Annotated in this window: 13 protein-coding genes; 6 read left to right on the top strand and 7 right to left on the bottom strand. The window is 70.5% G+C overall.

All coding sequences use genetic code 11. The features are described 5' to 3' along the window. Positions 1 to 86: 86 nt before the first annotated feature. Positions 87 to 1,337, top strand: coding sequence for a molybdopterin molybdotransferase MoeA (locus tag MKK50_RS12570; protein ID WP_499022679.1), 1,251 nt, complete (start codon positions 87 to 89; stop codon positions 1,335 to 1,337). A 24-nt stretch (positions 1,338 to 1,361) separates the two neighbouring features. Here the strand turns inward: MKK50_RS12570 and MKK50_RS12575 are convergent, their stop codons facing one another. Further along, entirely contained in the window at positions 1,362 to 2,399 is a 1,038-nt protein-coding gene (locus MKK50_RS12575) for a substrate-binding domain-containing protein (RefSeq protein WP_499022680.1), read from the bottom strand. Positions 2,400 to 2,525: 126 nt separating this feature from the next. On the opposite strand from MKK50_RS12575, the gene MKK50_RS12580 reads away from it, so the two are divergent. The 3 genes from MKK50_RS12580 to MKK50_RS12590 are packed head-to-tail and all read left to right on the top strand — an operon-like array spanning position 2,526 to position 4,734. Then, positions 2,526 to 3,221: an ABC transporter permease gene (locus tag MKK50_RS12580; RefSeq protein ID WP_499022681.1), complete on the top strand. Its 696-nt coding sequence runs from the start codon at positions 2,526 to 2,528 to the stop codon at positions 3,219 to 3,221. Further along, positions 3,218 to 3,934, top strand: coding sequence for an ABC transporter ATP-binding protein (locus MKK50_RS12585; protein ID WP_499022682.1), 717 nt, complete (start codon positions 3,218 to 3,220; stop codon positions 3,932 to 3,934). The genes MKK50_RS12580 and MKK50_RS12585 overlap by 4 nt, the downstream gene beginning before the upstream one ends. Beyond that, positions 3,907 to 4,734, top strand: coding sequence for an ABC transporter substrate-binding protein (locus MKK50_RS12590; RefSeq protein WP_499022684.1), 828 nt, complete (start codon positions 3,907 to 3,909; stop codon positions 4,732 to 4,734). The genes MKK50_RS12585 and MKK50_RS12590 overlap by 28 nt, the downstream gene beginning before the upstream one ends. Positions 4,735 to 4,901: 167 nt before the next feature. Here MKK50_RS12590 and MKK50_RS12595 read toward each other — a convergent pair whose 3' ends face one another. The 3 genes from MKK50_RS12595 to MKK50_RS12605 all read right to left on the bottom strand — a co-directional run bounded on the left by MKK50_RS12595 (position 4,902) and on the right by MKK50_RS12605 (position 7,551). Continuing rightward, a complete protein-coding gene (locus tag MKK50_RS12595; RefSeq protein ID WP_253371646.1) occupies positions 4,902 to 5,138 on the bottom strand; it encodes a hypothetical protein in 237 nt (78 codons plus the stop codon). A 42-nt stretch (positions 5,139 to 5,180) separates the two neighbouring features. Next, entirely contained in the window at positions 5,181 to 5,825 is a 645-nt protein-coding gene (locus MKK50_RS12600; RefSeq protein ID WP_499022685.1) for a PRC-barrel domain-containing protein, read from the bottom strand. Between the two features lie 67 nt (positions 5,826 to 5,892). Continuing rightward, on the bottom strand, positions 5,893 to 7,551 hold the full coding sequence (locus MKK50_RS12605; RefSeq protein ID WP_499022687.1) for a glucan biosynthesis protein G: 1,659 nt from the start codon (positions 7,549 to 7,551) through the stop codon (positions 5,893 to 5,895). Positions 7,552 to 7,585: 34 nt separating this feature from the next. Here MKK50_RS12605 and mdoH point away from each other — a divergent pair, with 34 nt between their 5' ends. Continuing rightward, positions 7,586 to 9,517, top strand: coding sequence for a glucans biosynthesis glucosyltransferase MdoH (gene mdoH / locus MKK50_RS12610; protein ID WP_499022689.1), 1,932 nt, complete (start codon positions 7,586 to 7,588; stop codon positions 9,515 to 9,517). A 290-nt stretch (positions 9,518 to 9,807) separates the two neighbouring features. Here the strand turns inward: mdoH and MKK50_RS12615 are convergent, their stop codons facing one another. Beyond that, positions 9,808 to 10,272 carry a hypothetical protein gene (locus MKK50_RS12615; RefSeq protein ID WP_253371638.1) on the bottom strand — a complete coding sequence of 155 codons (465 nt, stop codon included), beginning with the start codon at positions 10,270 to 10,272 and terminating at the stop codon, positions 9,808 to 9,810. 115 nt (positions 10,273 to 10,387) lie between these two features. Further along, positions 10,388 to 11,596: a trans-sulfuration enzyme family protein gene (locus MKK50_RS12620; protein WP_499022691.1), complete on the bottom strand. Its 1,209-nt coding sequence runs from the start codon at positions 11,594 to 11,596 to the stop codon at positions 10,388 to 10,390. 200 nt (positions 11,597 to 11,796) lie between these two features. Here MKK50_RS12620 and MKK50_RS12625 point away from each other — a divergent pair, with 200 nt between their 5' ends. Beyond that, a complete protein-coding gene (locus tag MKK50_RS12625; protein WP_499022693.1) occupies positions 11,797 to 12,312 on the top strand; it encodes a TspO/MBR family protein in 516 nt (171 codons plus the stop codon). 4 nt (positions 12,313 to 12,316) lie between these two features. Here the strand turns inward: MKK50_RS12625 and MKK50_RS12630 are convergent, their stop codons facing one another. Continuing rightward, complete coding sequence (locus tag MKK50_RS12630; protein WP_003600588.1) at positions 12,317 to 12,682, bottom strand: response regulator; 366 nt, start codon at positions 12,680 to 12,682, stop codon at positions 12,317 to 12,319. Between the last annotated feature and the right edge of the window lie 32 nt (positions 12,683 to 12,714).

Raw genomic sequence — 12,714 nt, forward strand, 5'->3', positions numbered from 1 at the left:
CGGATCCAGGGTGATGCTCTAGGTTATTGTTTTGGCATCGTCTTTTCCGAAAGCCGGTGGCCACCTTTCGGGATGAAGCTTTAGCCATGGCACAGCTCACCGATGATTGCTTCGCCTTCGGGGGCAAGCCGATGCGGATCGAGGAGGCGGTGGCGCTGATCGCCGAGCGCTTCCCCGTGGTCGCCGGCACGGAGACGGTGCCGCTCGGCCTCGCCGACGGGCGGATCGCCGCCGAGGACGTCTTTGCGGGTCACGACCTGCCGCCCTTCGCCAACGCGGCGGTCGATGGTTACGCCGTGCGCTTTGCCGACCTCGCCGCAGGGGCCGAGACCGTCCTGCCGGTCAGCGGCCGGCTCGCGGCCGGCGCGGCGGCCGGCGAGCTGCCCGCAGGCACGGCGATCCGCATCTTCACCGGTGCGCCGATGCCGCCCGGCGCCGAGACCGTCTTCATGCAGGAGGACGTGCGCCGCGAGGGCGAGCGGGTCGTCCTGCCGCCGGGGCTGAAGCCTGGCGCCAATGCCCGGCCCGCGGGCGAAGATCTGGCGGCGGGCGGCCTCGCGATCCCCGCCGGGCAGCGCTTGCGCCCGCAGGATCTGGCGCTGGCCGCCGCGACCGGTCACGCGCAGATTGCCGTACGCCGCCGGCTGCGGGTCGCCGTCTTCTCGACCGGCGACGAGCTGACCGAGCCCGGCGCCCCCCTTCGCCCCGGCGCGATCCACGATTCGAACCGCGTGCTGCTCGTGACCCTGCTGACCCGGCTCGGCGTCGCAGTGGACGACCTCGGCATCCTGCGCGACGACCCCGCGACCCTGCCGGCCCACCTCGCCGAGGCGGCACGGGACCACGACCTGATCCTGACCTCCGGCGGCGTCTCGACCGGCGAGGAGGATCACGTGAAGAAAGCCGTCGAGGCGCAGGGCCGGCTGATGCTCTGGCGGCTCGCGATCAAGCCGGGCCGTCCGGTGGCGGTGGGGCTGGTCGCCGGTACGCCCTTCGTGGGACTGCCGGGCAATCCGGTGGCGGTCTATGTCACGCTGCTCTTCGTGGTGCGGCCCCTGCTCGCCCGGCTCGGCGGCGCAGGTTACGAGCCGCCCTTGTCCTGGCCGGTGCGGGCGGGCTTCAGCTACCGCAAGAAGGCGGGCCGCCGCGAATTCGTTCGCGTCACTCTCGTCCGTGACGACGAGGGCGGCCTGGAGGCACGAAAGTTTCCGCGCGACGGAGCGGGCGTGCTGACCTCGCTCACCGAGAGCGACGGCCTCGTGGAGTTGCCCGACGACACGACTGGGGTGAGCCCCGGCGATCTGCTGGCGTATTATCCGCACGGACTTCTGTGGTGAGGGGTCACGCCTCCACCTGAGACATCAGAGGGGCGGCGCGTAGCCGGGTGTCCGTCCGGCACGGCTGCGCAATTCCTCGCGAAACGCCGCGAGCCGCTCCGCGTCGATCCTCGCGTGGATGGCGAGGAAATACGTCTCCCAACCCACGGGGCGGAAATCCAGAGCGAAGCGCTCGGCGACGCCGCGGGTGCCCATGCCGACATCGGCCGCGCCAGTGGCGATCAGGGCCGCCACCGCCTGATGCGTGAACTCCTCGGTCTGGTGGCCGACGATGCCCGCGACGTCGATGCCGGCCTCCGCACAGAGCCGCTCGAACCAGATGCGGGTGCCGGCGCCCCGCTGGCGGTTGACGAAGCGCGCCCGCCGCGCGGCGATGTCGGCGACACCTCCCAATTCGAGCGGGTTGCCGGCGGCCAGCATCAGGCCCTGTTCCCGGCGGAACAGCGGGACGACGACGAGATCGCGGCGGTCGAACACGGCCCCGAAGGATGCGGGCGGCGGGCCGTCCGAGCCGTAGTGGAAGCCCGCGGCATCCACCGCCCGCTCGCGCAGCCGCGCCAGGGCGTCGAGGCTGCCGGCGACCATGAGGTCGATCTCCCGCCGCGCCTCGACCGCCTCCAGCAGCAGCGGGTCGTGGCTTGCAGCTACGCGGATGCGCGCATCGGCCGGCTCCAGAAGCCGCCGCAGGCCCTCCGTCAGCGCCATCTCCTCCGCCGCGAGCGCAGGGGCGAGGCGGGTCTGCGACGCCTGTAGCAACGTCAGCAGTGCGACCCCGAGCGGCGTGAGGCTGCTGCCATGCCCCTTGGTCTTCACTACGACCGGCTGGCCGAGTGCTTGTTCCAGCGCGTCGAGCTGCCCCCAGGCCGAGCGATAGGAGATCGAGAGCGCCTCGGCCGCCCCCTGGAGCGAGCCGGTCCGGCCGAGCGCGTCGAGGAGCAGGTGCGCGCCGCGGAGCGCGAAGTCGGACGCGCCCTCGCAGTGGCCCTCGACGTGAAGGCGGACGCCGAGCCCATCCCACCCGGAGACGACCCGCGACAGGGCCGGCTCATCCTCGACATCCATATGCAAGGCCTTTCCTATTGATCTTGCGTGCGCTGGCGTATCATCCCGACTTGCCCCGCGCAGCCCCGGACGCGCCTCAGGCGCACCCCCGGTTACGGATGAGCGGATCCCTTCGAGCCGAGCCCCTTGAGCCAAACCTTTCAGGAGACGTTCTCACGCCTGTGGACGCTCGACCGGGATGTCCTGGCGATCGCGTGGCTGTCCCTGCGCGTCAGCCTCACGGCGGTCGGCATCGGGCTCGTGCTCGGCGTTCCGCTCGGGAGCCTGATCGCAGTGGCGCGGTTTCCGGGGCGCGGCGCCGTGGTCGGGCTTCTCAACACGTTCATGGGCCTGCCGCCGGTGATCGTCGGACTGATCCTGTATCTCGCCCTCTCCCGGTCGGGGCCCTTCGGGGCGTTCGGCCTGCTCTTCACCCCCGCCGCGATGGTGGCGGCGCAGGCGGTGCTGGCGACCCCGCTCGTCGTGGCGCTGACGCGGCAGGTCATCGCCGACGCCGAAGCGCATCTGGGCGAGCAGCTGCGCTCGCTGCGCCTCTCCGCACCGCGGCGGGCGGGGGTGCTGATCTATGACGCGCGGTTCTCGCTGGTCACGGCGGCGCTGGCCGCCTTCGGCCGGGCAATCTCGGAAATCGGCGCGGTGCTCGTCGTCGGCGGTAACATCGACGGGCATACCCGCACCATGACGACGGCAATCTCTTTGGAGACGCAGAAGGGCGACCTCAGCCTCGCCATGGCGCTCGGCCTCGTGCTGATGAGCCTCGTGCTGGCCGTAAACGCTGGCGCCGCGCTCCTGCGCAACCAGGTGGCGAAGGCCTACGGATGAGCGCCGCCCCCGCCATCCATCTCGACGGCGTCAGCCTGACGCTCGGCGGGCGGCCGATCCTCGACCGTCTCGACCTCGACATCGCCGCGCCCGGCATCACGGCCCTGATTGGCCCCAACGGAGCCGGCAAGACCGTCACCCTGCGGGTGATCGACGGCCTGTTGCAGCCGGATGCCGGCACGGTGCGCCTCACGCCGGGCCGCCGCGCCTTCGTGTTCCAGCGCCCCGCTCTGGTGCGGGCGAGTGCGGCTGCCAACGTCGCCCTCGGGCTGGTTGCGCTGAAGCTGCCCCGCCGGGAGCGCGCCGAGCGGATCGAGGCAGCGCTGGCCCGCGTCGGCCTGGCGGCGCGGGCGCGTGACGCGGCGACGCGATTCTCGGGCGGCGAGCAGCAGCGCCTTGCGCTCGCCCGTGCCTGGGCGATGCGGCCCAACCTCCTGCTCCTCGACGAGCCCACAGCGAGCCTCGACCCGGCGGCCACCGAGACCATCGAGAGACTGATCACCGAGATGGCGCAGGCTGGTACCACCGTGCTCCTCGTCTCGCACAATCTCGGGCAGGTCGCCCGGCTCGCCGACGAGACCGTGGTGCTCGCCGCCGGACGCGCCGTGGAGCGGGGCCCGACCCGATCCGTCCTCTTCTCACCCCGCACCGACGAGGCGCGGGCCTATCTCACCGGAGAACTGCCTTGGACCTCCTTCGCCGCAGCTTCCTGACCGTCTCGCTCCTTGCCGCCCTCGGCGCCGTCTCGCCGGTCTGCGCCGAGCCGGCCTCGATCGTCGTCGCCTCCACGACCTCGACCGAGCAATCGGGCCTGTTCAAGCACATCCTGCCGCTGTTCAAGCAGAAGAGCGGGATCGAGGTGAAGGTGGTGGCGCTCGGCACCGGCCAAGCCCTCGACGCGGCGCGAAGGGGCGACGCCGACGTCGTGCTCGTCCACGACCGCCCGGCCGAGGACAAGTTTGTCGCCGAGGGCTTCGCCAAGGCGCGGCAGGACGTGATGTACAACGACTTCGTGCTGATCGGCCCGAAGGCCGACCCGGCGGGCATCCGCGGCAAGGGGGTGGACGACGCCTTCAAGGCCATCGCGGCGGGGCAAGTGCCCTTCGTCTCGCGCGGCGACCGCTCCGGCACCCACAGCGCCGAGCTGCGAAGCTGGAAGGAGGCCGGCATCGATCTCCCGGCGGTGCGCGGCGATTGGTATCGCGATGTCGGACAGGGCATGGGTCCGGCGCTTAACACCGCCTCGTCGCTCGGCGCCTATATACTGGCCGATCGCGGCACGTGGCTCTCGTTCAAGAACCGGGGCGACCTAACCATTCTCGTCGAGGGCGACAAGCGTCTGTTCAATCCCTACGGCGTGATGCTGGTGAATCCGGAGAAGCACCCGACCGTGAAGGTGAAGGAGGGCCAGGCCTTCATCGATTGGCTGGTCTCGCCCGAGGGACAGCGGGCCATTGCCGATTACAAGATCAACGGCGAGCCGCTGTTCTTCCCGAGCGCGAAGAAGGGCTGATTCGTCTCCCTCCGATACACCGCCTCGTCCTAAGGTGCCGCGCAGCGGCCTCGAAGGATCGTCCAGGGAGTTGCGCGGCTGCCGGAGGATCCTTCGAGGGCGACGCTGCGCGCCGCTACCTCAGGGTGAGGGAGAAGGGGTGGAGAAATACGCGTGGCCGATCGTCTTTACCGCGGCGGCCCGGATTGCCGCCTACGGGCGAACATCCACAGGGCCAGCACCGCCAGCGCGATCACGACGCTGACCCAGACCCAGTTGAAATCGGTCGCCGCGGCCGTCGCTGCGCCCGAGCTGGAGCCGGACGGCCCCGATTCCGGAATCGGCGGGGCAGGGTTGGTCGCCTGGGCGAGGGCCGCCTGAAGTCCGGTGAGCCAGACCGTCAGGGCGAAGGCGGCGTGTCTCATGATACGCAAACTCCAAGGGTTGAGACCGTTTGGGCAGGGCGATTACTGTTTCGCCTTCTCGAACTGGAAGGCCGGCGCCTCATTGAGCTGTGCCTTGGTCAGGCGCACCTCGGCGTGGATCAGATCCTGGCCCACGAGCACCGTCGCGGGCGTCGCACTCGGCCGCTGCGGCTCGACCGAACCGGTCGCATCGGTGACGCGGCCACTCTGCTGGTTCTGCATGGCGCCCAGCACCTCGGGGGACACCTTCGCGCCCGGCATCGTCTCGGCAGTGGCCCTGTCGGCCGCCTTCTCGCTCGGCGCGTTGTCGGGCGTCACCACGGAGGAGGCGCCACTGGTCAACGAGACGTCACCGAAGTTCCAGGCAAGCTGATCGAAGGGCACCGCGACGTATTTCTCGCCGACGCCGAGGAAGCCGCCGACGCCGATCACCACCGCCTGGATGCGGCCGGTACCGTCCACGAGCACGTCTTCGATCTTCCCGACCCGGACGTGGTCCGCGCCGACCACGCCGACGCCGATCACCTTCGAGCCGCGCATCGTGCCCGCCTCGGGCTGTTCGATGAAGCGGGCGGCCGCCGGCCCGGAGGGCGGCGCCTCGGCGCGAGCCGGGAGCGGGGCAGCCGCGAGTAAGAGGGCGAGGGCAGCGAGCGCGGATCGCGGGACGCTGGACAAGGTGGGACGCATCCGTGACTCCGGGTTCGGACGTGCTGGTGCCCCGTTAACGGCCGGCGACCCTGCCAGTTCATCCGCGTCAGGCGATGGCGTCCCAGGTCTCGGTGATGACGCGTCCCGCATGCGAGAGGCGGGCGCGCAGGACGACGTCGCCTGAGGGCCACGAATCGGGCGGCCGGAACTCGACGTAGAGGCGCCATCCACCGGTCTGCGGCACCCGCTCGGCATAGGGCTCGACCAGCGCGCCCGCGCTCGCCGAGAGCGCCACGTCGATGTCCGCCTTCGGGTCGTCGGGCAGGCCCGGCCCCTCGAAGTCGATGGCGTAGAGGCGCCGCCGCGGCGAGGGCGGATCGGTCGGGCGCAGCCGCTCGGCCGAACCGACGCGGGTCGAGACCACGCGGGCGAGCGGCGGCGCGAGCGCCGGCTCGGCGCCGACCGTGACGAGGGAATAGGCGAGCCGCAGCGACTTGCCCGCCTCCGCGGGCGCCTCCGGTACGAAGGCGGCGACGATGTTGTCGGTCGCCTCCGTGCGTGAGGGGATCTCGAACAGCCGCACCGCGCCCGCGCCGAAGCCGTCCTGCGGCGTCACCCACAGGCCGGGCCGATCCTCGTGCTGCGCCTGCACGTCGAGATAGGCGGCGAAGTGGCGTTCCCGCTGAAGAAGCCCGAACCCTTCGAGCGGGGCGGCGCGGAAGGACGAAATCTGCGGCGCCGGCCGGCCGTTGACGAGGGGCCGCCACAGCCGGTCGCCGGGCGCCTGCACCGCGAGCCCGTCCGAATCGTGCACCTGGGGGCGGAAATCGTCGAACGGTTCGGCGCCGTGCACGCCCGGCCCGTTCTCGCCGAACAGGAACATGCTGGTGAGCGGCGCCAGACCCAGCGCCGCGATCGGCCGGCGCGGGAACAGGGCGGCTTCGACCGCAACGGCGGACGGATCGCCCGGCGTGACGGCGAAGCGATAAGCGCCGGTCAGGCTCGGACCGTCGAGCAGCGCCAGGATCGTGATCGACGCCGCGTCGCCCTGCGGCTCCTCGATCCAGAAGCCCGTGAAATCGGGAAACTCCTCGCCCTGCGGCAATCCCGTGTTCACGGCAATGCCACGGGCCGAGAGGCCGTAGATCTGCCCCCGGCCGCGGATGCGGAAGTAGGAGGCCCCGAGGAAGACAAGAAACTCCTCGTGGGCCTGCGGCCGGCTCGCGTCGAAGCCGTGGGCGATGCGAAAGCCCGCATAGCCGAGCGAGGCCGGATAGCGCCGGCCCTGCAAGGCCGGCCCGAGATCGAACAGGTCCGGATCGTAGCCGAAGGGGCGCACGCCCTGGGGTGATTGCAGGACGATTTCCACCCGCTTGGCGTGTAGGTTGCCGCGGTGGAACGGCTGCATCGAGAAGCGGGGCCCGAGCGCGACCGTCGCCTGGGGCCGGACGCGGATCGCCTGGAAGGCGTCGTAGTCGAGCGCGGCCAGCTCAGGCGGCAACGGGCTGCTCTGCGGAGCATAAACCTGCGCCGCCAGCCGCTCGGCCCGTTCCGCCACGGCCTCGAAGGTGACCGGATGCGTGTCAGTTGGTGCGTTTTTCAACGGCTGAGCCATCGTTCGGGCGGCATTCAGGTCGAAAAGGCCAAAAATCCCCAAGCCGGCCGAACCGGCAAGAGCACTTTGACAAGCGCCACGGACGATGGCGCGCCGCGAAACGTCGATTTCTTCGGGCGCCGCGTTGTCCGCGTCCGATGGTCCTGCCATCCGTTCATCCCTCCCGCGAGTGTCGACGCCGATCATGTCCAGCCCAGACTTGCCGCAGGCTGAACGCTCCGTCGAGACGGGGGCCGGGGGTGGAGCCCGCCCGAGGGGCGCGGGCCCCGTGCCGCCGCCGGCCTCGTTCCGCCTGCGCCGCCTCGCGCTGGCCGGGCCGACACTGGCCATCGCCGCCAGCATCGCCGCCCTGGCGCTCGCAGCCTACGGCGTGCCGGAAACGTGGCTCGGGCGCGCCGTACTCGGGCTCTTCGTCGTGCTGATGGCGTGGCAGTCCTTCACCGCGTGGCAGTATCTCTACGGCCTCATCGCCACGCTGATGGGCGATCGCGCCCTGTCCGCGCTGGAGCGCCGGGCCGCGACGATCTCGACCCGTCCCACCGGCCTCAGCCGAACGGCCGCGGTGGTGGCAATCCATGCCGAGGATCCGCTCGCGGTGTTCTCGGCGATCCGGGTCATGGCCCGCTCGCTCCAGCGCGAGGGCGGGGATGGCTCGGACATCGACATCTTCGTCCTCTCCGATACCCGCGAGGGTGCGATCAGCGCGGTCGAGGAGCACGAGTTCGCTCGCATCCAGGCCTGGAGCCGGCGCGAGGGCCGCGGCATGCCGCGCATCCGCTACCGCCGCCGCGCCGACAATTCCGGCCGCAAGGCAGGCAACATCGCCGAGTTCTGCGCCACCTACGGGCACGAATACGATTTCATGATCGTGCTCGATGCCGATAGCCTGATGACCGGCGCCGCCATGCGCCGCCTCGCCCGGCTAATGGAGGAGAACCCGCGCACCGGCCTGATCCAGACCGTCTCCTACGCCGCCGGCCGCGACACGCTATTTGCGCGCATCCAGCAATTCGCCGTGCGCCTCTACGCGCCGCTCTCGCTGCGCTGCCTCGAGACGTGGCAGGGGCCGGACGGCTCCTACTGGGGCCACAACGCGATCCTGCGCATCGAGGCGTTCGCCAACAACGCCGAACTCCCGGTCCTCTCCGGCAAGCCGCCGCTGGGCGGCGAGATCCTCTGCCACGACATCGTCGAGGGGGCGCTGCTGCGCCGCGCCGGCTGGGAGGTGCGCCTGCTGCCGGAGATGGGCGGCACCTGGGAGGAGATGCCGACCAACCTCATCGACCTGCTCGGGCGCGAGCGGCGCTGGTGCCAGGGCAACCTTCAGCACATCCGCGTGCTGCCGATGAAGGGACTGCTCGGCGCGAGCCGCTGGCATCTCGGCGTCGGCATCCTCGGCTACTGCGTCTACCCGCTCTGGATCGCCTTCCTGGCGCTCGGCACGTGGCAGGCGGTGCGCTCGGGTGAACTCGGGCTGATCGGCTACGGCCTCGACGGCGGCCACGCGGCGGCCTTCGCGCTCGCCGCCGTCGTCATCGCCGTGATGGCGCTGCCGAAGCTCCTGAGCCTCGGCTACGTCCTCGCCTCGGCCCGGCGCCGGACGGATTTCGGCGGCACCCGCTCGCTGCTCGTGAGCGCCGCGCTCGAACAGGCGATCTGGGTGCTGCTCTGGCCGGTGATGGCGCTGTTCGCGGCGGGCGCCGTGCTGACGACGCTGTTCGGGCGGGTGGTTCGCTGGGACACGCAATCGCGCGACGACCGCAGCGTGCCATGGCGAGAGGCGTTCCGCCTCCAGAGCGACGCGGTCGCGGCGGGTGGGGCGCTCGCGGTGCTGCTCGCCTTCGGAAGTTCCTGGCTCGCCTTGTGGATGGCGCCGGTCGCCCTCGCTCTGCTGACGAGCCCGCTCCAGAGCGTGTTCACCAGCAGCACCCGCCTCGGCCTCGGCTCGAAGGCGCTTGGCCTTTTCCTCACCGAGGACGATACGCGTCCAGCCCCCGAACTGCTCGAATTGCATCAGAGCCGCACCGCCGGTGCCGAGCCGGCCGCGATCACCGCCGCGCCGTCCCCTTGGCTCCCCGTCACCATCGACGAGGCGGGCGCGCCGACCCTGCGCTGAGCCTTCGACGCCGAAGCGGATTCCGGTTCGGCGTCATGCGGGTTCCGGTTGATCTCTTTGGAAGCCCCCGGCTCCCCTCTCCCCGCACGCGGAGAGTGGGCCACGTCTCCCCCTCGTCGGGGAGCGTGGCGAGGCGGCAGCCGAAGGTGAGGGGCTTGACCGGAAGACTCTCCTCCGAAACCGCCCGTTCACCTTCGCTCCGGCGACGCCTCCTTTGCTTGTCTGCACGACCCGAAAGCGATGAATCGCTCTTTCGCAAGCCGAGAACGTCCCTACGGATGAACTGTCGGCTACTTGCCCTCGAGCACCTCGATCGGATTGGTGCGCTGGGTGGGCGCAGGTTCACGGGTGAGTGCGCTCCCTCCCTTCCTGCCGCCGCTCGTCCCACCGCCGACATCGGACTTGGCCGTCGAGTCGAGGGCGGGCTCCGACGGGACCGTGCCGCTCGCCAATTCGAGGCAAGTCAGCAGTTCCACGTAGGACGGGAAGCCGCCCGCCTGGAATTGCTGCGAGCACTGCGTCTTGGCCGGAGCCGGAAACTGGCTCCAGCGCTCCTTAAGATCCCGCTCGGCGCCGCGCTCGGAATTAAGGCAGGCATCGGCATTGGCGTTGTCGCTGAGCGTCTTCTGCACCCGCTGTGCCGATTGGCAGGTCGATTCGACGTCGAGCTTCGGCGGTCCGTCCTCGGCCTGCGCTGTGCCGCAGACGAGGCCGAGGGAGAAGGCAGCGAGGAGGAAAAGCGTACGGTTCATCATGGCGGGTCGCGTCCCGGTGGGGCTCATCGCCCGACAACGCACGGAGCCCCGCAACGGCCACGCACCCTCCACAAAATTCCATCGAGGCGTCAGCCGGTCGGCCCAACTGCGCCGGTCAGACTTGCGTGCCCGTCAGAGCCGCGTCGAGATCGCGAAGCAGGTCGTCCGGATCCTCGATGCCGACGGAGAGACGCAGCAGATCGGGCGGGCAGGGGGTGCCTGGCCCCTCCACCGAGGCGCGGTGTTCGATGAGGCTCTCCACGCCGCCGAGCGAGGTCGCCCGCTTCCAGAGTGCCACCCGCGCGGCGGTCTCGATCGCCGCCGCCTCGCCACCGGCCGCGCGGATCGAAAGCATGTAGCCGAACCCGCCCTGCATCTGCCGCGCGGCGACCGCGTGGCCGGGATGGTCGGGCAGCCCCGGATAGAGCACCGCGCTCACGAGCGGGTGCGCGGCGAGCCGCTGCGCGAGATGGAGCGCCCCGGCGCTCTGGGCGGCGGCGCGCAAGGGCAGGGTGCGCAGACCCCGCATCAGCAGATAGGCCTCGAACGGGCCGAGGATCGCGCCCCAGCCGCCGCGGATCGCCACGAGACGATCCCAGAAGGCATCCTTGCGCGCCCCGGCCAGGACGCCGGCCACCACATCGGAATGGCCGTTCAGGATCTTGGTGGCCGAATGCATCACGATGTCGGCCCCGAGCGTCAGCGGCCGGGTGAGGATCGGGCTCGCGGCGGTCGAGTCGATGGCGACCCGCGCCCCGGCGGCGTGGGCGATCTCGGCGATGCGGGCAATGTCGGTGACCGTGCAGAGCGGGTTGCCCGGCGTCTCGATCCAGACGAGCCGGGTTTGGCCGGGCCGGATCGCGGCGCGCACGGCCTCGGGATCCTCCATCGGAACGAAATCGACCGCGAGATCGAGGCGCGGCGCCTCCTGCCGCAGCCAGCGGCGCAGCCCCCAGTACATGACTTCGGGCGCGATCACGTGGTCGCCGCGCTCCAGCGCGCAGAACACGGCCGACGCCGCGGCCATGCCGGAGCCGAACAGCAGGGCGCCCGCTTCCGCCCGTTCGAGCGCGGCGATCACGTCCTCCGCCTCGCGCGTCGTGGCGTTGTCGGGCCGGGCGTAGATGAAACTGGAGCGGTAGGCGTTGTCGGGGTCGCGCAGATAGGTGGTCGAGAGATGAAGCGGCGGCACCACCGCCCGCGTCACCGGATCGATCCGGCCGAGCGCCTGCGCGGCCAGCGTCGCCGGGCGCCATTCCTCAGACGAAAGTGCCTCGGAGGAGGCTGCATCGGAATCGCCGTAAGGCACGTTGGACCGGCTCATGGGCTTCCTCGCTCTGGAGCATCGTCCCGAAAGGTGGCCACCGGCCTTCGGAAAAAGGGTGATGCGAGAACACAGACCTCGATGATCGTCTCGGATATCGGATCCGAGGCGATCATCGAGGTCTGGTCGAGATGTTGGCTTGAGCGAATCCGCAGGACCGGGCAAGGCGGAGAAATGAGCGACGGAGCATTGCGCAGCGCATGAGCGCCCTGGACATCCCCGAGCGGCCGGCCCTGCCGCCGATCCCACGGCTCGCCGCCGCGATCCTCCCCGTCGTCCTGGTGACGGCGGTGGGGTCTCTCTCCACCGGCTCCAACATCGAGGAGTGGTACACGACGATCCGCAAACCGGCCTTCAACCCGCCGAACTGGGTGTTTCCGCTGGCCTGGACCGTCCTCTACGCCGTAATCGCCGTTTCGCTCTGGCGGCTGCTCGGGGCGCGACCGGTACCGGGGCCGGCCCGGAAGGCGTGGTGGCTGGCGCTGGCCGCCTTCGGCGCGCAACTTGTCCTCAATGCGGCCTGGACACCGGTCTTCTTCGCCGCCCACCAGCTCGGCCTCGCGCTGATCGTCGCGATCGCCATGCTCGTGATGATCCTCTGGACGATCCGCCTGTCGTGGCGCTTCGACCGGGCCGCAGCGTGGCTGCTCGTGCCCTACGCCGCCTGGGTGGCGTTCGCCTGCCTGCTCAACGGCACGATCTGGCAGATGAATTGAGGCGTTACGCCGCCAGCGCCCGCGTCACGGTGGAGCGCAGGTCGGCAAGCGAAAACGGCTTGGTCAGCACGTCGGTAACGATGGCGTCGAGGCCGCGGGCGCGCTCGCGCTGGTCGGCAAAGCCCGTCATCAGCAGGATCGTGAGATCGGGATAATCGCGCTTGGCCGCGAGCGACAGCGCGATGCCGTCCATCAGCGGCATGCGGATATCGGTCAACATCAGGTCGAAGCCGCCGCCGGCTTCCGACAGGCGATCCAGACCGTCGCTGCCGTCGATGGCCGTGACGACGGTGTGACCGTCCAATTCCAGTCCGCGCTTGAGGAAGCCGCGAACCGTATCCTCGTCATCCACGAGCAGGATGCGCGCCATGGTCGGGCGTCCTCTACCGTACCTTTTGATGT

The sequence above is a fragment of the Methylobacterium sp. J-043 genome, from assembly GCF_022829505.1.
GTDB classification, from domain to species: Bacteria; Pseudomonadota; Alphaproteobacteria; order Rhizobiales; family Beijerinckiaceae; genus Methylobacterium; species Methylobacterium extorquens_A.